Origin of the sequence: Serratia sp. CY56464 (assembly GCF_052168435.1) — a bacterium.
Classification (GTDB): Bacteria; Pseudomonadota; Gammaproteobacteria; order Enterobacterales; family Enterobacteriaceae; genus Serratia; species Serratia marcescens.
The window spans coordinates 1,160,941-1,185,723 of the sequence record NZ_JBJNMV010000001.1 but is presented as its reverse complement, the minus strand read 5'-3'; the positions used below and the strand labels follow the sequence as shown (position 1 = coordinate 1,185,723).

Annotated in this window: 18 protein-coding genes; 6 read left to right on the top strand and 12 right to left on the bottom strand. The window is 62.6% G+C overall.

What is annotated here, in order from left to right; all coding sequences use genetic code 11:
* Nucleotide 1: 1 nt before the first annotated feature.
* From ACJ8KE_RS05795 to ACJ8KE_RS05785, 3 genes are all read right to left on the bottom strand, one after another.
* Entirely contained in the window at nt 2–3,139 is a 3,138-nt protein-coding gene (locus tag ACJ8KE_RS05795; protein ID WP_305178891.1) for an efflux RND transporter permease subunit, read from the bottom strand.
* Nucleotide 3,140: 1 nt separating this feature from the next.
* Complete coding sequence (locus ACJ8KE_RS05790) at nt 3,141–4,283, bottom strand: efflux RND transporter periplasmic adaptor subunit (protein ID WP_016927677.1); 1,143 nt, start codon at nt 4,281–4,283, stop codon at nt 3,141–3,143.
* Nucleotides 4,284–4,403: 120 nt separating this feature from the next.
* Nucleotides 4,404–5,918, bottom strand: coding sequence for an MDR family MFS transporter (locus ACJ8KE_RS05785; protein ID WP_060445131.1), 1,515 nt, complete (start codon nt 5,916–5,918; stop codon nt 4,404–4,406).
* Between the two features lie 82 nt (nt 5,919–6,000).
* Between ACJ8KE_RS05785 and ACJ8KE_RS05780 the strand changes: the two genes are divergently transcribed.
* Nucleotides 6,001–6,669, top strand: coding sequence for a TetR/AcrR family transcriptional regulator (locus ACJ8KE_RS05780; RefSeq protein ID WP_228009708.1), 669 nt, complete (start codon nt 6,001–6,003; stop codon nt 6,667–6,669).
* On the opposite strand, the gene ACJ8KE_RS05775 is transcribed toward ACJ8KE_RS05780, so the two are convergent.
* Nucleotides 6,666–7,361 carry a class I SAM-dependent methyltransferase gene (locus ACJ8KE_RS05775; RefSeq protein ID WP_048797238.1) on the bottom strand — a complete coding sequence of 232 codons (696 nt, stop codon included), beginning with the start codon at nt 7,359–7,361 and terminating at the stop codon, nt 6,666–6,668. The two genes, ACJ8KE_RS05780 and ACJ8KE_RS05775, sit on opposite strands and share 4 nt — an antisense overlap.
* 76 nt (nt 7,362–7,437) lie before the next feature.
* Entirely contained in the window at nt 7,438–8,577 is a 1,140-nt protein-coding gene (locus ACJ8KE_RS05770; RefSeq protein WP_110147016.1) for an agmatine deiminase family protein, read from the bottom strand.
* A 143-nt stretch (nt 8,578–8,720) separates the two neighbouring features.
* On the opposite strand from ACJ8KE_RS05770, the gene ACJ8KE_RS05765 reads away from it, so the two are divergent.
* From ACJ8KE_RS05765 to ACJ8KE_RS05755, 3 genes are all read left to right on the top strand, one after another.
* Nucleotides 8,721–9,584, top strand: coding sequence for a LysR substrate-binding domain-containing protein (locus ACJ8KE_RS05765; protein WP_016927672.1), 864 nt, complete (start codon nt 8,721–8,723; stop codon nt 9,582–9,584).
* 161 nt (nt 9,585–9,745) lie between these two features.
* Nucleotides 9,746–11,419, top strand: coding sequence for a gamma-glutamyltransferase (ggt, locus tag ACJ8KE_RS05760; RefSeq protein WP_079452117.1), 1,674 nt, complete (start codon nt 9,746–9,748; stop codon nt 11,417–11,419).
* A gap of 202 nt (nt 11,420–11,621) precedes the next feature.
* Nucleotides 11,622–13,919 carry an FdhF/YdeP family oxidoreductase gene (locus ACJ8KE_RS05755; RefSeq protein ID WP_116403610.1) on the top strand — a complete coding sequence of 766 codons (2,298 nt, stop codon included), beginning with the start codon at nt 11,622–11,624 and terminating at the stop codon, nt 13,917–13,919.
* 67 nt (nt 13,920–13,986) lie between these two features.
* Here ACJ8KE_RS05755 and ACJ8KE_RS05750 read toward each other — a convergent pair whose 3' ends face one another.
* Both ACJ8KE_RS05750 and ACJ8KE_RS05745 read right to left on the bottom strand, forming a co-directional pair.
* Nucleotides 13,987–15,912, bottom strand: a complete 1,926-nt coding sequence (locus tag ACJ8KE_RS05750) for a DUF3857 domain-containing protein (RefSeq protein WP_442517155.1) — start codon at nt 15,910–15,912, stop codon at nt 13,987–13,989.
* 122 nt (nt 15,913–16,034) lie between these two features.
* On the bottom strand, nt 16,035–16,604 hold the full coding sequence (locus ACJ8KE_RS05745; RefSeq protein ID WP_016927668.1) for a helix-turn-helix domain-containing protein: 570 nt from the start codon (nt 16,602–16,604) through the stop codon (nt 16,035–16,037).
* A gap of 129 nt (nt 16,605–16,733) precedes the next feature.
* Between ACJ8KE_RS05745 and ACJ8KE_RS05740 the strand changes: the two genes are divergently transcribed.
* A complete protein-coding gene (locus ACJ8KE_RS05740; RefSeq protein WP_016927667.1) occupies nt 16,734–17,630 on the top strand; it encodes a DMT family transporter in 897 nt (298 codons plus the stop codon).
* A gap of 209 nt (nt 17,631–17,839) precedes the next feature.
* Here the strand turns inward: ACJ8KE_RS05740 and ACJ8KE_RS05735 are convergent, their stop codons facing one another.
* The 5 genes from ACJ8KE_RS05735 to tetR form a co-directional block, all read right to left on the bottom strand.
* A complete protein-coding gene (locus ACJ8KE_RS05735; protein ID WP_016927666.1) occupies nt 17,840–18,445 on the bottom strand; it encodes a nitroreductase family protein in 606 nt (201 codons plus the stop codon).
* A gap of 69 nt (nt 18,446–18,514) precedes the next feature.
* Nucleotides 18,515–19,813: a c-type cytochrome gene (locus ACJ8KE_RS05730; RefSeq protein ID WP_028128332.1), complete on the bottom strand. Its 1,299-nt coding sequence runs from the start codon at nt 19,811–19,813 to the stop codon at nt 18,515–18,517.
* 28 nt (nt 19,814–19,841) lie between these two features.
* Complete coding sequence (locus ACJ8KE_RS05725) at nt 19,842–22,100, bottom strand: xanthine dehydrogenase family protein molybdopterin-binding subunit (protein ID WP_016927664.1); 2,259 nt, start codon at nt 22,098–22,100, stop codon at nt 19,842–19,844.
* Nucleotides 22,097–22,570, bottom strand: a complete 474-nt coding sequence (locus ACJ8KE_RS05720) for a (2Fe-2S)-binding protein (RefSeq protein ID WP_016927663.1) — start codon at nt 22,568–22,570, stop codon at nt 22,097–22,099. Before ACJ8KE_RS05720 ends, ACJ8KE_RS05725 begins: the two co-directional genes overlap by 4 nt.
* A gap of 175 nt (nt 22,571–22,745) precedes the next feature.
* Nucleotides 22,746–23,387, bottom strand: coding sequence for a tetracycline resistance transcriptional repressor TetR (gene tetR / locus ACJ8KE_RS05715; protein WP_016927662.1), 642 nt, complete (start codon nt 23,385–23,387; stop codon nt 22,746–22,748).
* Nucleotides 23,388–23,451: 64 nt separating this feature from the next.
* On the opposite strand from tetR, the gene tet(41) reads away from it, so the two are divergent.
* Nucleotides 23,452–24,630, top strand: a complete 1,179-nt coding sequence (tet(41), locus tag ACJ8KE_RS05710; RefSeq protein WP_071525934.1) for a tetracycline efflux MFS transporter Tet(41) — start codon at nt 23,452–23,454, stop codon at nt 24,628–24,630.
* The last annotated feature ends 153 nt before the right edge of the window (nt 24,631–24,783 follow it).

Sequence of the window (24,783 nt, the reverse complement as noted above, 5' to 3'; positions counted from 1 at the left end):
GTTATTCTCCTGCCTGTGGCGGCCGGCTGGCGGAGCGGCGGCTAAACACGCGGCGCACCAGCACATAAAACAGCGGGACGAAAAAGATGGCCAATGCGGTGGCGGTAAGGGTACCGCCGATAATGCCGGTACCGATGGCGATGCGGCTGTTGGCGCCGGCGCCGCTGGATACCGCCAGCGGCAGAACCCCGGCGGTGAACGCCAGTGAGGTCATCAGGATCGGCCGCAGGCGCATGCGCGCCGCGTGAACCGCCGCGCCAATCAGCGTTTCACCGCGCTGATGCATTTCCTCGGCGAACTCGACGATCAGAATGGCGTTTTTCGCCGACAAACCGACGATGGTGAGCAGCGCCACCTGGAAGTAGATATCGTTCTCCAGCCCGCGCAGCGTGATTGCCAACAGCGAACCCACGATGCCCATCGGCACCACCAACATCACCGCAAACGGAATCGACCAGCTCTCATACAGCGCCGCCAGGCACAGGAACACCACGATGAGCGAAATGGCGTACAGCGACGACGCCTGGCCGCTGGTCAGCCGCTCCTGATAGGAGAGCCCGCTCCAGGAATAGCTGCTGCCGGCGGAGAATTTCGCCGCCAGTTTCTCCATCTCGCTCATCGCCGTGCCGGAACTGACGCCGGCGGCGCCCTGCCCGGTGATCTCGAACGACGACAGCCCGTTATAGCGCGACAGGTTTTCCGGGCCGTAGATCCAGTGTGAGGAAGCAAAAGCGGAGAACGGCGTCATGCTGCTGTCGCCCGCCGCGTTGGTGCCGCGCACAAACCATTTGTCGAGATCTTCCGGTTTGGCGCGATACGCTACGTCGCCCTGCATATAGACTTTTTTCACCCGGTTGCGATCGATAAAGTCGTTGACGTAGGTGCTGCCGAACGCGCTGCTGAGCGTGCTGTTGACGTCGCCGGCGCTCAGGCCGAGCGCCTGCAGTTTGCCGCTGTCGATCTCCACCTGCAGCTGCGGCGTGTCCGGCAAGGTATTGGCGCGTACCGCCAACAGCGATGGATTGCCGGCGGCGGCGGCGACGATCTGATCGCGCATCGCCTGCAGCTCGGCGCGGGTGGTCGCGCCTTTGGCCTGCAGTTCGAAGGTGAAGCCGTCGGACTGGCCGAAGCCGTCGATCGCCGGCGGGCTCATGGAGAACACCTGGGCGTCGCGCAGCGAGGCGAAGTGCGCCATGGCGCGTTTGGCGATGGCGTCGGCGGTGTTTTCGCTGCCGCCGCGTTGGCTCCAGTCTTTGAGGCTGACGAACGCCATGCCGGCGTTTTGCCCGCTGCCGCTGAAACCGAAGCCGTTGATGGTGAAAATGGTGCTGACGTTGGCCTTTTCCTGCTCAAGGAAATAGGCGGTGACCGCCTCGCTCACCGCCGAGGTGCGGGCGTTGGTGGCGCCGGCCGGCAAGGTGTACTGCACCATCACCGAACCCTGATCCTCATTGGGCAGGAAACCGGTCGGCAAACGCAGATACATCACGGCGGTGGCGATCAGCAGCAGGCCGTACAGCAGCAGATAGCGCGTCGGCCGGTGGATCACCCCGCCGACCTTGTCGGCGTACTTCTCCTGCAGCCGGTTATAACCGCGGTTGAATTTACCCAGCAGCCCTTTGTCGGTCTGTTCTTCATGCGTCGATTTCAGCAATGTGGCGCACAGCGCCGGCGCCAGGGTCAACGCCAGCACGACTGACAGCACCATCGAGGAGACGACGGTGATCGAAAACTGACGGTAGATCACCCCGGTGGAACCGCCGAAGAACGCCATCGGCAGAAACACCGCCGACAGCACCAGCGCGATGCCGACCAGCGCGCCGGTGATCTCGCGCATCGATTTCTCCGTCGCCTCGCGCGGCGGCAGTTTATCTTCACGCATCACGCGTTCGACGTTTTCCACCACCACGATGGCGTCGTCCACCAACAGCCCGATCGCCAACACCATGCCGAACAGCGTCAGGGTATTGATCGAGTAGCCGAACGCCGCCAGCACGCCGAAGGTGCCCAGCAACACCACCGGCACGGTGATGGTCGGGATCAGCGTGGTGCGCAGGTTTTGCAGGAACACGAACATCACCACCACCACCAGGACCACCGCTTCGAACAGCGTTTTCACCACCTCCTCGATCGAGATGTTGATGAAGTCGGTGCTGTCTTTCGGGTAAGCCACCTTATAACCCTGCGGCATCGCGCTTTGGTATTCCGCCACCTTGGCCTTCACCAGCTTGGCGGTGTTGAGGGCGTTGGCCCCCGCCGCCAGCTTGACCGCGATCCCCGCCGCCGGGTGGCCGTTGAGGTGCGCGCTGGCGGAGTAATCTTCGTTGCCCAGCTCAACCCGCGCCACGTCGCCCAGCCGTACCAGCGCGCCGCTGCTGTCGCTTTTCAGGATGATATTGCGAAACTGTTCCGGCGTTTGCAGCCGCGACTGCGCCTTCACCGTGGCGGTCAGCTGCTGATCGGCGGCGGCCGGCAGATCGCCTACCTTGCCGGCGGACACCTGGGTGTTTTGCGCCTCGATCGCCGTCTGCACGTCGGAAGGCATCAGCGCATAGCTCGCCAGCCTGGTCGGATCCAGCCAGATGCGCATCGCGTATTCCGAGCCGAACACCTGCACGTCCCCCACGCCCTCGATGCGCGACAGCGGATCCTGCAGGTTGCTGACCAGATAGTCGGAAATATCGGCCATCGTCGCCTTGTCGGTCTCGTCATACAGCCCGACGATCAGCAGAAAGCTGCTCTGGGATTTCTTGACCGTCACGCCTTGGGCGGTGACCGCGCTCGGCAAGCGGCTTTCCGCCTGCTGAACTTTGTTTTGCACCTGCACCTGCGCGATATCCGGATCGGTGCCCTGATCAAAGGTGACGTCGATGCTGACCGAGCCGCTGGAGCTGCTGGTCGAAGAGAAATACAGCAGGCCATCCAGACCGGTGAGCTGCTGTTCAATCACTTGGGTGACGCTGTTTTCCAGCGTTTCCGCGTCCGCGCCCGGATAAGTGGCGGAGATGGAAATCTGCGGCGGTGACACGTCCGGGTACTGCGAGATGGGCAACGAATTGATCGACATCAGGCCGCACAGCATGATGATGATGGCGATCACCCAGGCGAACACCGGGCGGCGGATAAAGAACTGCGCCATATCACTGCTCCCCGCGTTGGGCTTTGTCGAGCGAGACGGCGACCGGCTTCACCGCCGCGCCGATCGTCACCTTGCTGGTGCCTTCGACGATCAGGCGATCGCCCTCGTTCAGCCCGCTGCCGATCAGCCAGTTGCTGCCCACCACCCGTTCGGCGGTGACGGTGCGCTGCGCCACTTTATTTTGCTCGTCCACCACCAACGCGGTGGCTTCCCCTTTGGCATTGCGGGTGATGCCCTGCTGCGGCGCCAGAATGGCTTTAGAATCGACGCCGTTATCCACCGTGGCGTGGACATACATGCCGGGCAACAGTTCATGTTCGGGGTTGGGGAACACCGCGCGCAGCGTGACCGAACCGGTGGCCTCATCCACCGCCACCTCGGTCAACTCCAGCTTGCCGGCGTGGGCATAAGACGTGCCGTCTTCCAGCTTGATGGCGACCGGCGTGACCGCGCCGCGCTGTAACGCCGCCTGCTGGCGTCGCAACTTAAGCATCTGGGCGCTGGACTGGGTCAGATCGACATAGATCGGATCCAACGCGCGGATGGTGGCCAACGCATCGGTCTGGCTGGCGGTGACCAGCGCGCCCGGCGTCACGGATGAGATGCCGATACGCCCGGCGATAGGCGCACGCACCTGGGTATAACCGAGATTGATGCGCGCCGTCTCCAGCGCCGCCTGATACTGCGCCACCGACGCCACGGCCTGCAGATACGCGGCTTTAGCGTCGTCTGCGTCCTGTTTGGAAACGCCGTTTTCTTTCACCAGCGCCGCATAGCGCTGCGATTTGAGCCGGGTGGATTGCACCGTGGCCTGGGCGTTTTTCAACTGGGCGGCGGCCTGATCGTAGCTGGCCTGATAGCTGGCGGGATCAATTTGATACAATACCTGCCCGGCTTTCACCTCGGCCCCTTCGGTAAACAGCCGCTGCTTGATGATGCCATCGACCTGCGGCCGCACGTCGGAGGTCATGGTGGCGTTGACCCGGCCGGTCAGCTCGCTGCTCAGGGTCACCGACTGGCCGCGCAGCGTGACCACGCCGACCTCCCGTTCACCGCCTGCGCCCGTCGGCGCGCCGGCGTTTTGCCCATCGCAGGCGGCCAGCGACAGCGACAGCCCCAGCGCTAAAAGCGTTTTCCTCTGCATTGCAATACGATCCTATTGAGAATAACTATTCTCAATATATCGAATGCCGCGATGCGCTTCTGAAAGGGTTGCGTAAGGATTCGGTAAAAGTCCGTCGGGCTGAGCCAGCCGGTATCGCGATTATTTGTGCCGCAGCGGCACGTCTTTCAAGAGCCAGGTCAGCGCAAAAGCCAGCGCCATCACCCCGGCGGCAATTTGATACACTGAATGGATCGCCCCGCCGAAAGCCTGCAGGTAATCCTGCTGCAGCGCCGTCGGCAAATGGTGCACCGCTTCTGCGCCGAGCGAGCGCGGCAGCTGCGCGCCTTCCGGCAACAGCGCCGCCAAACGGGTGTGCAACACCTGCGTGAAAATCGCCCCGAACACCGCCACGCCTATCGAACCGCCGATAGAGCGGAACAGCGTGGCGCTGGACGTCGCGACCCCGATATGTCGGGGCTCCACGCTGTTTTGCGCCGCCAAAATCATCACTTGCATCACCATGCCCAGCCCCAATCCCAGCAGGCAAAGATACAGATACAGTTGCTGCACCGGCGTGTTATTGGTCAGAGTGCCGAGCAGCGTCATGGCCCCCAGCGCGCACAGGGTACCGACGATCGGGAACAGGCGATATTTACCGCGTTTGCTGATGATCCGCCCGCTGATGATCGAGCTGGCCATAATGCCGCCCATCAACGGCAGCAGCTGCATCCCGGCCTGCGATGGCGTCGAGCCTTTCACCACCTGCAGATACAGCGGCAGGAAAGTCACGGAGCCGAACAGCGACATGCCGACGATAAAGCCGATCAGGCCGCACAGCACGAAGGTGCGGTTGCGAAACAGCCCGAGGGGAATGATCGGTTCAGCGGCCAGCCGTTCCTCATAGATAAAGCCGCCCAGCGACACCAGGCCAAAGGCCAGAATGCACCACAGCTGGCCGTCCGACCAGGCCATTACCGTGCCCCCCTGGCTGGTGAACAGGATGATGCAGGTGAGCGCCATCGCCAGGTAACCAGCGCCCAGGACGTCGATTTCATGCCGCACTCGATTAACCTGCGACTGAAACACTGCGCCAATCACCAGCAGGGCGAACAGGCCCAGCGGCAGATTGATGTAGAAAATCCAGCGCCAGGAAAAATGCTGCACCAACAGGCCGCCGATCAGCGGCCCCACCACCGTGGCCAGGCCGAATACCCCGCCGAACAGCCCCTGATAACGGCCGCGTTCCGCCGGCGGGATCACGTCGCCGACCACCGCCAGGGTGACCACCAACAGCCCGCCGCCGCCCAACCCTTGCAGCGCGCGCATCATAATCAGCTGCGTCATATTTTGCGCCAGCCCACACAGTACCGACCCAAGCAAAAACAGCAAAATAGCGATTTGCAGCACAATCTTGCGGCCGAAAAGATCGCCGAATTTGCCGTACAGCGGCACCACGATAGTGGAAGACAGCAGATAGGCCGTCACCACCCAGGACAGTTTCTCAAGCCCACCAAACTCGCCGACGATGGTCGGCAGCGCGGTGGAGACAATGGTTTGATCCAGCGCCGCCAGCAGCATCACCAGCAGCAACGCGGAAAACAGCAACGGGAGCGAAGGCGCCTTGGCTGGTGCCCCGCCGTGATCGGGCCGGATTGTCGGGTTTTCTATCTCCATCGGAGTCAGTTCACTTGTAATTAATTAATCGCATAATTAATATATGAGTCATCCTTTTCTCCGGTCAATGGATCTCACCGCGATGACAGCACGAAACGTTCAAACTCCCGCCAAGCCTCGCCGCCCCGGCCGGCCGAGCGGCGGTGCCAAAGGGGCTGACAAACGCGAGCATTTGCTTGATACCGCACTGAACCTGTTTGCCCGCCAGGGGATCGTAGACACCTCGTTGAACGCCATTGCGCGCGAGGCAAACGTCACCCCGGCCATGCTGCACTACTACTTTCATAACCGCGATCAGCTGCTGGACGTGCTGATCGAGGAGCGCTTTCTGCCAGTGCGCAAGATGGCCGGCGAAGTATTCGACGCCAACGCGGACGATCCCGTCACCGCCTTCACCCTGCTGGCGCAACGTTTTATCGACATCGCGTTGGAACACCCCTGGTTCGCCCCGCTGTGGCTGCGGGAGGTTATGAGTGAAAGCGGCGTGCTGAAACAGCGCATGGATGAACGCTTCGGTAATGAACGCCATCAGATCGCGCTGCAAGCCATCGCGCGCTGGCAGGCGCAGGGTAAACTTAATCCCGATCTCGAGCCTGCCCTGCTGTTCTTCACCCTGTTCGGCATCACGCTGCTGCCGCTGGCCACCGCGCCCAAATGGCGGCGCGAACGGGATAAAGGCCAGCTAAACGCCGAAGATATCGCCCGCCACGCCGTCGCCCTGCTGCGCTACGGCATCGGCCCGGCGCGTTAACTCACTGGCTCTGGGGATTTAACCAGCCGAAACACCGTTTTGGTGTGCCAATAGTAGTCGATCGCCGCCGCGATATTCGGCATCCAACCGTCCGGCTCATAGGGTACGAAGCCGGAAAAACCCAGCCTGCGGGCAGAAACCTGGAACCCCGCGCCGGAGAAAATGCGCGCATAGTCGTCCAGCGAGCGATCCTGCACCACGGTATGCGTCTGTTCAGCTACCCTTGCGCGCCATTGCGGCCACAGTGGGTTGTCGGTGTGGCAACCGGTCACCGCATAGTAAACGCCGCCCGGCTTCAGCGCCCGCAGCATATCGGCGGCATGCTGCGCGATATCTTCGATCAGGTAGATGACTTCATGGCTGAAGGCGATATCGAAATGGTCATCCCAGCCCGTCAGCCGCGTGTCGGTTTGATAACCGATCGGCAGGTTTCCTTTCAGGCGGTTGGCGTGTTCGACGGACTGGCGGGCGATATCGACGCCGAGCCCTTCACGAAATGGCCGGATTTGGTGCAACAGACGCAGAAAACCGCCCTGATTGCAGCCGAAATCCAACACCCTGACGCCGGACAGTTCGTGTTCCGGCACCAGAGTTAGCAGATGCCGCCAGATAGGCGCATGGCCTTCCGCCATGGCCTGCTCTGCGTGCGGGTCGCGATACCAAGTGGGGATGCTCAAGGGGGAGTCGTTCATTATGGCCTCCTTATGTTTCCACTCAGCCAACCACAGCCTAGGGCGACAAACAACCGCGTGCGCATTTTTTGAACATTCACTGCTCTGGCTTGCCATGCACCGGCAGTTGGCTGGTCACGCAGTGAATGCCGCCGCCGCCGGCGGCGATGGCGTCGATCTCCAACTGTACCACCTTGCGCTGCGGATAGAGCGCCGACAGCAGCGTAAACGCCGCCTTATCCGCCTGCGGGTCGCCAAATTCAGGGGCGATCACCGCGCCGTTGATCACGAAATAGTTGATGTAGCCCGCCGCGAAATCGGGATTGCGGCGGCTGAATCGGCTGTCGCGCGGTGCCAGCGGCGGCGAAAGCGTATGCACCTGCAACGTGCGGCCATCGGCGTCGGTCGCTGTCTTGAGGATCGCCAGATGCGCCTGGGTAACCGCATGATCATAAGAGGCCGGATCGGTATCCAGGTTGGCCACCACCACGCCCGGCCGCACGAAACGGGCGTAAAAATCGACGTGGGCATCGGTGATATCCCGGCCTTTAATGCCCGGCAGCCAGATAATTTTGCGCAGGCCGAGCATCGCTTTCAGCTCCCGCTCAACCCGCTCCCGGCTCCAGCCCCGGTTGCGGTTCGCATTCACCCAGCAGCTCTCGGTCATGATGCCGGTGCCGTGCCCATCCACTTCGATGCCGCCGCCTTCGCCTACCAGCGCGCTGCGGCGCGGTTGAGCGACGCCGTATTTTTTGGCGGCGAACGCCGCCAGACGCGCATCCTTGGCATGTCGCTGTTTATTGCCCCAGCCGTTGAAGTTGAAATCCACCGCGCCCAGCGCACCGGCGTCGTTGACGACGAAATTGGCGCCGATGTCGCGCATCCAGATGTCATCCAACTCGGTGACGACATAGCTGACGTTATGGCTGCCGCAGGTCGCTTCCGCCAGTTGCCGTTCGTGCGCGCGGCAAAATACCGTCAGTGGCTGAAACTCGGCGATGGCGCGGGCGATGCGCCCCTGCGCGGCCTGCACGTCCGCCGTGAACCCGCCCCAAATCGCACGCTGCGCGCCGAACGCGAGAAACGCCCGCTGCTGCGGTTCCCCTTCGTCGGGCAGGCGCCAGACCGGGTTAAGCGCAGCTTTCGCGTGACCGTGTAACGGAATGCCCAATGATGCCGCCAAACCCACGCCGGCCACTGCCGAAAGCTGCTTGATAAAGGTGCGACGCGTTGCCATAAATGGCCTCTTTAAATTAATTTAAATTCAAATGGTTACCCGGTTTCTTTACGCTCCGGAGCTTGAATCCCATGCTAGTCTTCCCCTGCCACCGCGACAAACGATATATTTAGTGGATATCTGATTAGACAGGCTTATCGATAATGTTAAAACACTGGCCTCCTTTGAGCGCCCTGCGCGGTTTCGAAGCGGCGGCGCGCCTGGGCAGTTTTCATCAGGCCGCCGAAGAATTGCACCTGACCCAATCGGCCATCAGCCAGCAGATCCGCAGCCTCGAAGCGTTTCTGGAACAGCCGCTGTTCTTCCGCACCGGCCGCAGCGTAACGCTGACCGACGCCGGCCACGATCTGTTCAGCACCGCACAGGTGATGCTGCAACAGCTGGCCGTCGGCATTCGCCGTTTGGATCAGTACCGCAAACCCAACCAGCTGATCGTCAACACCACCCCGGCCTTTGCCCGCCACTGGCTGACGCCGCGGCTGGGCGATTTCAACCGGCGACATCCGCAGATCGATCTGTGGCTGTTCACCAGCTTTGAACCGCCGGATATGGCGACGGACAGCATCGATCTGGCGATCCGCGACGATCTCAGTGCGCAGGCGGACTGCACCTTCAAGGTTCTCTGTACCGACCGGCTCTACCCCGCCTGCCACCCCAGCCTGCTGGCGTTGACGCCGGAGCAGCGCGTGACCTTGCACGGCGAACGTGAGATGGACTGGAGCCACTGGGCGGTGGCGGGCGGCGCGCACGTCGGCCAACGCGACAGCGGGCTGAACTTCTCCGATCCTGGTCTGCTGCTGGACGCCGCCTGCAATGGCCTCGGCATCGCGTTGGTCAGCCAACTGCTGGCGCAACATGCGCGCGACGTCGGGCTGCTGCAACCGTTAACCGAGCAACGCGTGCGCGGCGCCAACTGGGCGTGGCTGCTGCACCGCGACAGCGAACACAATCCGCTCGCCCGGCACTTCTGCCAATGGCTCCAGTCGGCGCTGTCCGCCGGCGCATAACGCGCCACGTCACGATTTGCTACTCTGGTCAGGCGGCCCCGCCTGACCGCTGCTACCTTCAATAAAGCGTCGCAACAACCCGAAGAAAACGCGCTAACCTGCTGTTTCAAAATAATTAGTTGAATTCACCTGATAACTGAACATCGCTAAAAGGATCTTCTATGTCTGCCGGTTTATTGAAAACGATAGCTCTGAGCGTGGCCCTTGCCTGCACCGTTCCCGCCGCCTTTGCCGCCGATCTGACCGCTGGCGCGGTCGCCGCCCCGGATCAGTATGGCGCCAAGGTCGCCGCACACATTCTGCAGGCCGGCGGCAACGCGGTCGACGCGGCGGTCGCCACCGCCTTTACCCTCGCGGTGACCTACCCTGAAGCCGGCAATATCGGCGGCGGCGGCTTTATGACGTTGTACGTCGACGGCAAACCCTATTTCCTCGACTACCGCGAAGTGGCGCCCAAGGCCGCCGGCAAGACCATGTATCTGAACGAGAAAGGCGAAGTGATCGAAAATCTCAGCCTGGTGGGCAGCCGCGCCGCCGGTGTGCCGGGCACCGTGCTGGGGTTGTGGGAAGCCCATAAGCGTTTCGGCAAGCTGCCGTGGGCCGAACTGCTGACGCCGGCGATAAGTTACGCCCGGCAAGGTTTCACCGTGGCGGACCAGCAGTATCAGTACCGTGAAGACGCCAACAAACTGTTCGCCGGTAAAACCAACTTCGGCGACTATTTCGGCGCCATGAAGCCCGGCACGGTGTTCAAACAGCCGGAGCTGGCCGCCACCCTTGAGCGCATCGCCAAATCGGGCGCCGACGATTTTTATCACGGCGAAACCGCCCGCCTGCTGGTGGCGCAAATGCAGCGCGACAACGGGCTGATCGGCGCGGCGGATTTGGCCGACTATCGGGTGAAATGGCGTGAACCGATGCGCATCAGCTGGCGCGGCAACACCGTGTATACCGCCCCGCTGCCCAGCTCCGGCGGCATTGCGTTGGCGCAGCTGCTGGGGATCAAAGAAGATCGCGCGGCCGACTTCAAGGGCGTGCCGCTCAACTCGGCGCGCTATATCCACCTGTTGGCGGAAATCGAAAAACGCGTGTTCGCCGATCGCGCCGACTACCTTGGCGACCCGGATTTCACTAACGTGCCGGAAGCGCAGCTGATCGCCCCTGATTACCTGCAAAAACGCGCCGCCGAGATCAATCCGCAGGCGATCTCGCCGACCGAACGGGTGCGGCCGGGGCTGGAAAGCCACCAAACCACCCACTTCTCGATCGTCGATGCGGCCGGCAACGCGGTCAGCAACACCTATACGCTCAACTGGGACTTCGGCAGCGGCGTGGTGGTCAAAGGCGCCGGCTTCCTGCTTAACGACGAGATGGACGACTTCAGCGCCAAACCCGGCGTCGCCAACGCCTTTGGCGTGGTGGGCAGCGACGCCAACGCCATCGAGCCGGGCAAACGCATGCTCTCCTCGATGAGCCCGACCATCATCACCCGCGACGGCGACGTCACCCTGGTGATCGGCACCCCGGGCGGTTCACGCATCTTCACCTCGATCTTCCAGGTGATCAACAACCTCTACGATTACCACCTGCCGCTGGCGCAGGCGGTGGCCGCCCAGCGCGTGCACCATCAGCTGTTGCCGAAGGATACCGTCTACTATGACAGCTTTGCGCCGCTGACCGGCAAACCGGCGGACGAGCTGAAGGCCATGGGTTACACCCTCGAAGACCAGGGCTGGAACATGGGGGATATTCAGGTCATCCGCATCGATGGCCGCACGCCGGAAACCGCGTCCGATCCGCGTGGCCGCGGCGTGGGCCTGGTGGTGAAAAAGTAACGCCCCGGCGGCCCGCCTTCGATTAGACGGGCCGCTACTTCCCCGCATTGACTGCCGCTGCACCCTTTCTTACTCATCTATACTGAAGCGACAGGCGCGCGTTTGACGACGGCGGTGTCTGCCTTCCTTCTTAGACGATAACGAAAATATTATCTTTAAATCAATCACCTGCATTTGTCGTAAGCGGTGTCGGAGGCAATCAATAATGGCGAAAAGACGAGCAGTACCCGGTGTCCATCCCTACGATGGGCCCGCCGGCGGTTGGGGCGCGCTGAAAGCGACGGCCATCGCCGTGCGCACGCAGATGGATACCTTAGAAGCGCCGGTGACGCTGATGCGCACCAACCAGCCCGACGGGTTTGACTGCCCGGGATGCGCATGGCCGGATAAAGAGCATCGCTCCACCTTTCAGTTTTGCGAAAACGGCGCCAAAGCGGTGACCTGGGAAGCGACCAGCAAGCGCGTGACGCCCGAATTCCTGGCGCAAAATACCGTGACCTCACTGCTGCAAAAAACCGATTATCAGTTGGAAGACTATGGCCGCCTGACCACGCCCCTGTTTTATGACGCCGGGACGGACACCCTGCGCCCGCTGGCCTGGGACGAGGCGTTCCAACGCATCGCCGCCGTCTTGCAGACGCTGCCGCCGGAACAGGTGGAATTTTATACCTCCGGCCGGGCGTCCAATGAGGCGGCCTACCTGTTCCAGCTGTTTGCGCGTGAATTTGGCAGCAATAACTTTCCCGACTGCTCCAACATGTGCCATGAGCCGACCAGCGTTGGCCTGCCGCAATCGATCGGCATCGGTAAAGGCACCGTCTCGCTGGACGACTTTGACAGCGCGGAGCTGGTTATCTCCATCGGGCACAATCCGGGCACCAACCACCCGCGCATGATGGGCACGCTGCATGAGCTGGCGCGCAAAAAAGTGCCGATCATTGTCTTTAACCCGCTGCGCGAGCGGGCGCTCGAACGTTTCACCGATCCGCAAAACGTCATCGAAATGGCGACCTACAGTTCGACCCCGATCGCTTCAACCTACTATCAGGTCAAAGCCGGCGGTGACGCCGCGGCGCTCAAAGGCATCGCCAAAGCGTTGCTGCAGTTGGATGATGAGCATGGCAATGCGCTGGATCACGCCTTTATTGCCGAGCACACTGAAGGGTTTACGGCTTTCGCCGCCGACCTGAAGGCCACCGGTTGGGATGCGATTGAGGCGGAGAGCGGCCTGGCGCGCCGGGATCTGGAACAGGTCGCCGCCGCTTACGCGAAATCCAATGCCACCATCGTGACCTACGGTATGGGCATTACGCAACACAATAAAGGCACCGCCAACGTGCGCCTGATCGCTGACCTGCTGCTGCTGCGCGGCAACATCGGCAAACCGGGCGCCGGCATTTGCCCGCTGCGCGGCCACTCTAACGTGCAGGGCAATCGCACCGTCGGCATCACCGAAAAACCCTCGGCCGAATTTTTGGCGAAGTTGGAAACGGTGTTTGGCTTCACGCCGCCCAAGGCCCACGGTCACGATGCCGTGAAATGCATGCAGGCGATGATCGACGGCGCTTCGAAGGCGTTGATCTGCCTGGGCGGCAACTTCGCCGTAGCGCTGCCGGACCCCGATCAGAGCTTCCCGGCGATGAAAGCGCTGGAGTTAAGCGTGCATATCGGCACCAAACTCAACCGCAGCCATCTGTTGGTGGCGAAAGAAACCCTCATTCTGCCCTGCCTGGGCCGCACCGAACTGGACATGCAGGCCGGCGGGCGACAATCGGTGACGGTGGAGGATTCGATGTCGATGGTGCATGCCTCGTCCGGCAAATTAAAACCGGCGTCGGAACTGCTGCGTTCGGAACCCGCCATTGTGGCCGGCATGGCCAAAGCGGTGATGCCCGCCAGCAAGGTGCCCTGGGATGAACTGATCGAAGATTACGACGTGATCCGCGATCTGATCGAAAAAACCATTCCGGGCTTCGACGATTACAACGCGCGCATTCGCCAACCCGGCGGTTTCCGCATGCCATTGCCGCCGACCGAACGCCAGTGGCCGACGGCGACGGGCAAGGCGATGTTTTCGGTGTTCAGCGGGTTACACGAAGACCAGATTGCGGCGGAACAAAATACGCTGCGGCTGATCACCCTGCGCAGCCACGATCAGTACAACACCACCATTTATGCCCTGGATGACCGCTATCGCGGGGTTTTCGGCCGGCGCGACGTGCTGTTTATGAATGACAGCGATCTGCAACGTTTGGGGCTGGAGCATGGCGACGTGGTCGACCTGGAAACGGCGTTGCCCGGCAGCACCCAGCGCCTGGAAGGCATCACGGTGATCGCCTACAACATCTCAGCCGGCTCGGTCGGCGCCTACTACCCGGAAGCCAACGTGCTGGTGCCGCTGCATTACATCGATGAGGAGAGCGGCACGCCTTCGTACAAATCGGTGCCAATCCGCGTGAAGTTGAGATCCAAAGAGGTGCGCGCGGTTAAGATCGCTTAGTGGGAACGCTACGGCCCCCACTGGCATCTGAGTGGGGGCCATTTTTATCCGACTACGGGGCAGCGGCTTATTTGCCGTTGGCCAATTCGCCGTACACCACCTGGCCACGGAAACCGCGCCGCACCTGCTGGAACAGCTCGCGGAACGCCGGGTAATCCTGCGCCTGGCACAGCGCTTCCTTGCCGCGAATGGCGTTCACCTGCAGGCGGTGATTGACGGTCACCTGCTGCCCGTCGCGCCGCCACGCCACGCGATAGTCGCCCGCCGCATTGCGGAACTGCCTGTCTTGCGGAATGGCGATAATCGGCACGTTGGCCGGCAGCTGCAGACGGTAGGTTTCGTCGTAGCGCTGCGCGGTGCAGTAGAACGGGGTTTCGTTGCCCGGCGCCGCCGTGGTGGTATACAGCGTGCGGAACGATTTGCCGCCGGGCGGGTTGGGCAACGTCATGCCGCCCACCACGCCGAAATCGACGTAGTCGTCCGCCTTGAAGCGGAAGCGGTAACCGAACTGCTTTTTGAGATCCAGCGGATCGCTGTTCATCGCCACCTCGCCGCTGCCGTCGATGCCGGAGGCGGACATGATCGTCGCTTCGGCCTGCGCCCGGTTCTGGAGATTGATCTGCGAGAAGTAGCCCCGCAGGTCAATCTCTTCCACTTCGCTCAGCCGGCGCTCGGTTTGCCCATGCAGATTGCCCGCCTTGTCGAACACAAAATCGACGCTCAGCGCGCTGTTGACCGGCTGCTCGTCGCTGCCCGGCGTGCGCGCCAGTTTGGCGTCGCGCGTGAGCAGCACCGGCGCCCCCAGATCCCCCTCCGGCAGTTGGCCGAACCGCGCCCAGGGATTGGTGGAGTCCAGGTACAAATTGAATTCAGGCACGTAGGTGATGGCGTGATTAAAGCGGCCGAGCAGCGGCACGTTAGGCAGTATCGGGCCTTCATCCATGCCGATCAGCACCGGCGAGCTTTCAATGCCCTTGGCGGCGAGCAGCGCCTCCAGGATCACCACATGATCCTTACAGTCGCCATAGTGATTATCGAGAATGCTCTGCGCCGAATTCGGCTCCAGCCCGCCGTTGCCCAGGTACACCGCCACGTAGCGAATGTTTTGCGCCACCCAGCGATAGAGCGCCTCCGCCTGCTCGCGCCGATCGCTGATGCCGGCGGTGATGTTGTCCGCCAGCGCCTGAATGCCCGGCGTCACCTTCGCCGCCGCGCCGGCCTTCAGCTGGTAGGCCTTGGCCAACTGCGGCCACTCGCGGTAGGTGCTGGCCATGATGGTCGGGCTGAAGGTCCAGCTGTCCGCCGCCCAGTTTTGCGCCTTCATCGGCGCGCTGCGCGAATAATGCCAGCGCCAGTGCGCTTGGCCGTTGCGGATCAGCGGTTGGTCCCCGCCCTCGACGCCGCGCGTGAAGATATGCATCGGCAGCTTGGCCGGCGCCTGCAGGGTCACTTCGGCGTCGTCGAACTGATCGAAAACGCTGAAGGTCTCCCACAGGCCGAAATAGTCAGGGAAATACGGGGTGTTCTGCGTGCGGCGCAGTTCGTACACCACGCGCGAGCCCGGCGCCAGGTTGGAGAACACGATGACGCGCACTTTGCGGTCGGCATACAGCGGCGCCGTGGCGCTGGAGTAGCTCTCCTGGGTATAGATGCGATCGGGCGCCACATCGTGGCGCTGGCCGTCGGCGGTCAGCGTATAGGCAGCGACCACCTCCAGCGTTTCCATTTTCTCGCTGTAGCTCAGGCGGATCTGGCTGAATTTTTCGACCGCCGCCTTGGTTTTCAGCAGCACTTCGTAGCTTTCCGTCTTCACGTTGGTGGCGTTGGCGTTAACGCGATAATCCGCGCGATAGCGCACGAAGCTGAAATCGTTGTTGGCCGTGTCGTTCTGGCCTTGATCCGCCGCGGCGGGCGGTGCAGCGGCCAACACGGTGGCCGGGTGCGTCGCCGTCAAACCGGCGAGTAACAGTATGGAAGGAATAGCGATTTTCATCTTCGGTCCTTGAAGGGCGTTAAGCAGCGACACCGGGCCATACGCCCGTCCCGGCGTCAAAACAGGCGGGCACACTAATATAATTGAGAATCATTTTCAATAAACGAACCATCAACGCCGCGCTAGCCCTGCTCGATCAACATGACGGCGGTGGTCTCCGGCTCCAGCGCTTCGAAAATATGCTCGCGATCGGCGGAGTAACTGATGTAATCCCCGGCGCTCAGCACCTGCGGCTGATCCGCCGGGCCAAGGCGCGCCCGTCCACTGCTGATGATCACGTGCTCGACGGTGCCCGGCGGATGCGGCCGCGAGCATTTCGTTTCACCGGGTTGCACCCGCAGCCGGTAAATGTCGCGCTGCGCGCCCGGCGGGCAGGTGGCCAGCAGCGTGGCGGCGTAGTTGCCCTGCTCCGACAGCGCCGGCGTTCCTTCATGGGCGCGGATCACTTGCACCGGCCTGCTCGGCTGTGAAATCAGCCGGCTGACCGGCACATCCAGCGCCATCGCCAACGCCCACAGCGTTTCCAGGCTGGGATTGCCGCTGCCGGCCTCGAGCTGCGACAGCGTGGATTTGGCGATGCCTGCGCGCTTCGCCAACTCGGTCACCGACAGATTCAATCGCTCCCGCTCGCGGCGGATTGCCGCCGACAAGAGGCCGATCGGCGTGATGTTCTGCATCAGGTTATCGCTCATTGTTCATTGTACCGTTCAATTGTTCGACTTGACGAACACCGTCAACCATGTTCATCATAATGTCCGATTGTTCATTTTAATGACTAAGCGGCTTCATCACAAGCACGGCCAGGCAACGAGGAAAATGACATGAAAACGACAACGCGCGGCGCAGTGCAAATGATCCTCGCCATGACAATCTCCGGCACCGTCGGTTGGCCGGTACTCGTTTTAGGGCAGCCGCCCGCCACGGTGGTGTTTTGGCGCTGCGCGTTCGGCGCGCTGGCGATGCTGGCGACCTGCGCCGCGCTTGGGCAACTGAAATCAGACGCGATCAACCGGCGGCAGCTGGCGTTCGCCGTCCTGGGTGGCCTCGCGCTGGTGCTCAACTGGACGTTATTGTTTGCTGCCTATCAGCATGCTTCGATCGCTGTCGCCACCGTGACCTACCACGTTCAGCCGTTTATGTTGGTGGCGCTGGGGGCGCTGCTGTTCGGCGAAAAACTGACGGCTAACCGGCTGGGCTGGCTTCTGCTGGCATTCGCGGGGATGGTGTTGATCGTCACCGGCCGGCAGAGCAGTGGCGGCGAGGGCGACTATCTGCTCGGCGTGGCGCTGGCGCTCGGTGCGGCCCTGATGTACGCCCTGGCGGCGGCGATCGTCAAACAGCTGGCCGCGCTGCCGCCGCAGCTGCTCGTGTTGATTCAGCTGACCGTCGGCGCGCTGGCGATGGCGCCGTTCGCCGGTCTGGCCCGCCTTCCCGCAGAACCGTTCGACTGGCTGCTGCTGGCGACCCTCGGCCTGGTGCATACCGGGGTGATGTCCACGTTGCTCTATGGCGCTATCCAGAAAATCCCCACCGCTCTGGTCGGCGCGCTGTCGTTCATCTACCCGGCGGTGGCGATCGTGGTGGACTGGGCAGTGTTCGGGCACCGTCTCAGCCTGCTGCAGTTGCTGGGCACGCTGGCCATTCTCGGCGCGGCGGCGGGCATGAACTTCGGCTGGCGATGGGCGTCCGCCGCGCACCGGGCCGGTAAAATCAGTTAATCCCGCCCGATGGGCAAGCTATGCACAATAAGGCATTCGCCTTGTGTCCGGCGCGGTGCTATTTATTTAAACCGTGTAGGGTAGAAGGAGTTTTCTATGTGGCATCACCGCCTGCAACGGCGCATCCGTTTCAGCTACTGGAACGAACTGTGCGTCACAAAAAAATAAGGGAAGGCGCAAGCCTTCCCTTTTGTCATTCACCGTTCAGCTCAGAAGCGATCGGTTTTCACCACCTCGTCGAACGGCAGTTTGCCGATGCGCGGATAAGGCTGCCCCACCGCCTTGCCGATGGCGACCATCAGCGCGATCTGATAGTGAGCCGGTTTGTTGATAATCTCGCCCACCGCGTCGAAATCAAACCCGTCCATCGGGCAAGAGTCGTAACCCTGCGCCTTGGCCGCCAGCATCAGCGTCTGGGCGAAGATGCCGCTGCTGCGCATCACCTCGTCGCGCTGCACCTGCGGCTTACCGCGATAATACTGATCGACGGCCGGGATCATGAACTGCTGTACCGGCTCCGCCGCCTCGGCCCAAACGGTTTTTACCTGTGACTCCCAGCTCGACAGATCGCCGCACAGCACGACCAGCATCGATGCGTCGGTCACCTGCGCCTGCCCCCACGCCGCTTCGCGAATTTTCTCGCGTTGTGCGCGATCTTCGATCAGCAGCGGACGCCAGTGCTGCAGGTTAAATGCGCTGGGTGCGCCCTGCAGCGCAATGTTCAACAGCGCTTTTTTCTCTTCGAGCGTCATCACGTGCTGCGTATCAAACTGCTTGGTAGCGCGGCGCTGACGGATTGCGTCTAACGTATTCATTTTACTGCCTCTGTCCATGTGAAAAACGCTATTGTCGCCAACACGGCGCGGCTGTCCAGCCCCCGGCGGCTATTTCTGCGCGGTTTCGGCGCGCAAGCGGCCGACCTGCGCCGTCAAATCGGGCCACGGTGCCTGACCGGCGTAATGCTGCCGCAGGTAGTTGAGCAGGATGGCGATCTGCGCGTCATTCAGGTTATGGCGGAAGCTCGGCATATAGCCCAGCTCGGCGTTCGCCGGCCGCTGTATGCCATCGAGCACCACGCGAATGGCGTTGTCCGGCGCCTCGGCGAACAGGTTGGTGTTCAGCGCCAATGACGGCCGCACTCCCGCCATCTGCGCGCCTTTTTCCTGCGCATGGCACGCCATGCAGGCGCCGGAAAACAGCCGCGCCCCTTCCGAACTCAGAGGCTCCACCTGCCGTTCCGCCTGAGCGTTTAACGTTGCCGCCGTAGCACCCGCCGCCGTTTCAGGATGATAGCTGCGCAAGTAGACGGCGATCGCCTGCAGATCGGCCTGCGGCAAGCGCGACAGCCCTTCTTCGATCACCGGCGCCATCGGGCCGGCGGCGACGCCGTGGTTGGCCGAGTAGCCGGTGCGCATGAAATCGACCAGATCCTGCTGCGTCCAATCGAGCGGCGCGGGCGAGTGGCCGGTCAACGCGGGCGCCGTCCAGCCTTCCGCCACGCCGCCGTCCAGATGGTCGTCACCGGTTTTCTCGCCGAACAGCACGTTGCGCGGCGAATGGCAGGCGCTGCAGTGCCCCAGCCCTTCGACCAGGTACGCGCCGCGGTTCCAGTCGGCGCTCTGGGCCGCCTCGTCCTGCATCGCGCCAGGCGTCAGGAACAGCAGGTTCCAGGCAAAGATGCCCTGGCGAATATTGAACGGAAAGTGCAGATCGGTGGCCGGCGGCCGGTATTTGACCGGCGGTTGCGACATCAGGTAGGCGTACAGCGCCTGCAGATCGTCGTCGCGGGTGCGGGTAAAGGCGGTATAGGGAAACGCCGGGTAGAGATAGCGGCCCTGGCGATCGACGCCGTGCCGCATGGCGCGCTCGAACGCCGCGTAACTCCAGCTGCCGATGCCGGTTTCCACATCCGGCGTGATGTTGGTGGTGTAAATGGTGCCGAAGGGGATCTCCATCGCCAGCCCGCCGGTATTGCGCTCACCGCCCGCACGGGTGTGGCACACGGCGCAGTCGCCGAGATCGGCCAGGGTTTTGCCGCGCGCGATCTGCGCCTCGCTGAAACTGTGGGTCGCATCGGCGGCGAGCGGCGCGATTTCCGGCTGCCAACTGGCGACCACGCCGGCGACCACAACGGCGATCACCGTGACGCCGCCCCACCCGACGATTTTTTTCATCTTACTCATCTTTGCTGTCCTTGTTCGTTACGGGGGGTTAATGGCCGGCCTGAGCGCGCAGCGCGGCGAGCACCCGCGCCGGTGTGAACGGCACCTCCCGCAGGCGCACGCCGAGGGCGTCAAACAGCGCGTTGCCGATCGCCGCCGCACTCGGCACCGAGGCGGACTCTCCGGCGCCCATCGGCGCTTCGTCCGGGCGGTCGATCAGCTGGATATCGATCTGCGGCAATTCGTCAAAGCGCAGGATCGGATAGCCGCCCCAGTCCAATGACGTCACCCCCGTCTCGTTGAAGGTCACAAACTCTTTCAGTACCCGGCTGGCGGATTGGATAATGTTGCCGTGCACCTGATGGCGCACCCCGGCCGGGTTGATCATCCGGCCGCAGTCATGCGCCACGAAAATTTTATCGAGCGTGATCTGCCCGGAAAGGCGGTTGACGCTGAGATCGCACACCCAGGCCGCCCAGGCGGCGCCAAAGCCGGGGAATTTGCTGTGGAAATAGCGCGCATAGGCGAAGCCGCGGCCGCTCGCCACTTCGGCGCCGGCGGCGCGCGACCGGTGCGCCGGGCCGTCTTGCCAGTTCGCCTGGCGCTTCAGAGCCTCGATCAAGGCCACCGCGCGCGGATCGTTCAGGTAACGCAGGCGAAACGCGATCGGGTCCTCGCCGGCGCGCCAGGCCAGCTCGTCGATCCAGGACTCATGGGCGAACACGTTGGGCAACGCCGAAACGCCGCGCATCCACGACGCCCGCACGATCGGCGCGGCGTCCTGGCAAATCACCCGCATGTGCGGATACGCGTATTGCGGAATGGCGGTGCGATCGCCCATCTGTTGCACGTCGGCCAGGTTGGCCACCTTGCCGGTCAACACCAGCGGCAAGGTCACCGCATTGTTGGAGGGATAGCTGGTTTTCAACTCGTAAGCCGCCACCCGATTTTGCGCGTCGAGGCCGCCGCGCACCCGGATCAGTTGGCCGGTGCCCTTCGGCTCCCAGCCGGACTCCTGTTCGCGCATCAACTGCACCCGCACCGGGCGGCCGGTGGCCCGCGCCAACAGCGCCGCGTCCGCCGAGACGTCGTCGGCGCAGTTGCGGCCATAGCAGCCGGAGGCTTCCATGCGGGTGATGTGCACCTGCTCAGACGGCAACTCGAGCAGCCTGGCGATATCTTTGCGCAGATCGTGCGGGTTTTGCGTGCCGGACCACACCTGCGCCCGCCCGTCTTTAACCTCCGCCACCGCGCAGGAAGGGCCGATCGAGGCGTGCTGATGGTAGGGCCAGACATAATCCGCCCGCACTTCAGTATGCAGCGCCGCCAGCGCGGCATCCGTGCCCGCATCGTCGCGCAGCACGCGGTCGGTTTTCGGGTTGGCCTCCAGCGCGGCAGGCAGCGCTTCCGGCGACAGATCCGGCAAGCCGGCCCAGGGTTTCCATTCGGTTTTCAGCTGGCGCATGGCGGCGATCGCCTGCTCTTCGCGCTCGGCCACGATGCCGATGAAATCGTTGATCACCACCAGTTTCACGATGCCCGGCAGGTGCGCGATCGAACGTTCATCCACCGACAACAGGCCGCCGCCCAGCGGGGCGCTGCTGTCGGCGCCTACGTAAGGCGGGCGCACCACCCGGCCATGCAGCATGCCGGGCAAACGCAGATCGTGCACGTAGGTCAGCCCACCGCTCACTTTGGCCGGAATATCGACTCGGGCAACGGCGCGGCCGACGTAGCGATTCTGCTGTTCACCGTTCAGCGGCACGTTTTTATCCAGCGCCACGTGCAGATTTTGCCCGCTCGCCAGCTGCGCATAGCTCAAGGAACGCCCCGGATTCTTGGTCACAAACACCTGCCCCGCGGCCGCCGTCAGCTGGTCGGCCGGCAGTTCGAAGGCTTTGGCCGCCAGCGCCGTAAGCATATGTCGCACCTGCGCCGCCGCCTGGCGCAGCGGCACCGACGTGACCTGGATGGTGGCGCTGGCGATGGTCGGCCCCTGATCCGGCGTGCGTTGCGTATCGCCCAGGATCATCGTGACGTGCTCGAACGGCGCGCAAATTTCGTCGGCGACGATCTGCGCCAGCGCGGTGCGAATGCCGGTGCCGAGATCGACGTGGCCATTGAAGGCCGTCACCCGGCCGTCGGCGGTGAGGCTGATAAAGCTGTCCACCCGATCCAGCGGCAGATCGGCAGGCGATGAAACCGCCTCGGCGGCGAAGGCGTTAAACGGCGCGGGCAGCAGACTGCTGACCATCACCACACCCCCGGCCTGCAACAACTGTCGGCGGGTCAGTTCGAGGCGGCTCATGCTTGCCTCCGCGCAGCCAGCAGATCGCGGGCGCGCTCGGCGGCGCGCAAGATCTCAAGGTGGGTGCCGCAGCGGCACAGGTTGTAGGCCAGCTCTTTCTTGATTGTCTGTTCATCTGCATCCGGCTCGCGTTCGAACAACGCGACCAGCGTCATGATCATGCCATTGGCGCAGTAACCGCACTGCGCCGCCTGCTCATCGATAAACCCTTGCTGCACCGGGTGCGGCGTTTCCGCTGTTCCCAGGCCTTCCAGCGTAGTGACGGACTTGCTTCCTACGGCGGCCAGCGGCATTGAGCAAGAACGCGCGGCGACGCCGTCGATCAGCACCGTGCAGGCGCCGCACTCCCCCAGGCCGCAGCCATATTTGGGGCCATTCAAGTGCAGATCGTTGCGTAAAACGTACAGCAGCGGCGTGTCGGGCGCGAGATTGCCGAGTGGAACCACCCGGCCATTAACGTTGATTTCCATGGTGAAACTATCCCTTAAACAAACGGATTTAATCCGTAACATCACTGCGGCGAATAATTGAGCAGCATGCTAATAATTATCATCAAAAGACTTGATGATGTTAAGGGAATGTAGCCGCCATGGCTTTAACGAAAAGTGGGTATTTTCTATAAATTTCCGATAGATAAGCCCGGTTTTATGATTGCTTGCCGTGATTATTGTCGATCATCAATTCGGCCTCGGCGCCGTCAACCAACAGCCGCACACTGGCTTCGAACAGCGCGTCTGCCCCCTTATCCTGCAATGTTTCCCAGCCTTCGCACAGCAGCGGGTAACGCCGGCGATCGGCGTCATTCAGCGCATCGTCCGGCTGCATTTGTTGCTCTTCCAGCACCCAGCCCACCACGAAGCGCCCGACGGCGAACAGCAGATTAACGGCGCGTTCCGGCGTCAACCCCGCCCGACACAGCAGCGCCACCTTGGCCTCGATAATGGCGAATTGCGGCTCCTGCGGCCGGGTGCCGGCGTGCAGACGCGCGCCGTCGCGGTAAGCCAGCAGAGCCCGACGGAAGTTGCCGGCATTGGTGACAACCCAATCCTGCCAGGGCATGTCGGCGGGCACCTCTTCACGGTGATCCAGCATGATGGTTTCCGCCATCGCCTTCAGCAGCTCGGCCTTGTTCTTGAAATGCCAATAGAGCGTGGGAGATTGCACGCCCAAATGTTGCGCCAGGCGGCGGGTGCTCAGCGCATCGATGCCGATCTCATTCAGCAGCGCCAGCGCCCCGCGCAGGACGGTTTCACGCGTTAAACGCATCGCAGTATTTTTTTCGCTCATCTCTCTATCACTGATAGGGTAACTGTGGAATACTCAATACTCTATCACTGTTAGAGTCACAATTTTGAAAAAACCCATGCTGGTTATTTTGTTGACGGTGTTGCTGGATGCGGTGGGCATCGGTCTGATCATGCCGATTCTGCCGGCGTTGTTGCGCTCGCTGGGCGGTCTTGACGCCGGCAGCCTGCACTACGGCGCCCTGCTGGCGGCCTATGCGTTAATGCAATTTCTGTTCTCGCCGATCCTCGGCGCGCTGAGCGATCGTTTCGGCCGGCGGCCGGTGCTGCTCATCTCGCTCGCCGGCGCGGCGGCCGACTATCTGCTGATGGCGTTCGCACCGACGCTGGCCTGGCTCTATCTGGGCCGGTTGCTGGCGGGCATCACCGGCGCCAACATGGCGGTCGCCACCGCTTACGTTACCGATATTACTCCTGCCGGCCAGCGCGCGCGGCGTTTTGGCCTGGTGGGCGCGGTGTTCGGCGTCGGCTTTATCGTCGGCCCGCTGCTCGGTGGCTCGCTGGGCGAATGGCATCTGCATGCGCCCTTCCTGGCGGCGGCGGCGATGAATGCCCTCAACCTGATCATGGCGTTTTTCCTGCTGCCGGAATCGCGCAAACCCCGCGCCCGCGCCGCCGAGAAAATCCGCCTCAATCCCTTTTCGTCATTGCGACGGCTGCACGGCAAACCGGGCCTGTTGCCGCTGGCCGGCATTTACCTGATCATGGCGCTGGTTTCACAGGCGCCGGCCACGCTATGGATTTTATACGGTCAGGATCGTTTCGGCTGGAGCATGATGGTGGCGGGCCTGTCGCTGGCCGGTTACGGCGCCTGCCACGCGCTGTCGCAGGCCTTCGCCATCGGCCCGCTGGTCGCACGGCTCGGCGAACGCAAGGCGCTGCTGATCGGCCTGGCGGCCGACGCGCTGGGTCTGATGCTGTTATCGATCGCCACGCGCGGCTGGGCGCCCTTTGCGCTGCTGCCGTTCTTCGCGGCGGGCGGCATGGCGCTGCCGGCGCTGCAGGCGTTGATGGCGCACAAGGTGGACGACGACCATCAGGGCGAGCTGCAAGGGACGCTGGCCAGCATGGGCAGCCTGATCGGCGTCGCGGGGCCGCTGGTGGCGACGGCGCTGTATGCCGCCACGCGCGATGTCTGGCCCGGCCTGGTCTGGGCGTCGGCCGCCGCCCTGTATCTGCTGGTGCCGCTGTTGCTGGGGCGTTCGCGCGAGCGTGACGCGGCATAGCGTCATGTCCCCCTCTCCCGCTTAAGCTCATTTATGGCTAAACAAGGCATTATTCAGCATAAGCGGGCGCTTTACACGCCACTGCGCCGCTCATTATCATCGCCCTTATCCCGCCGCAGGAAAATTTAAATGCCGTTTCATGGCGTTACGCCC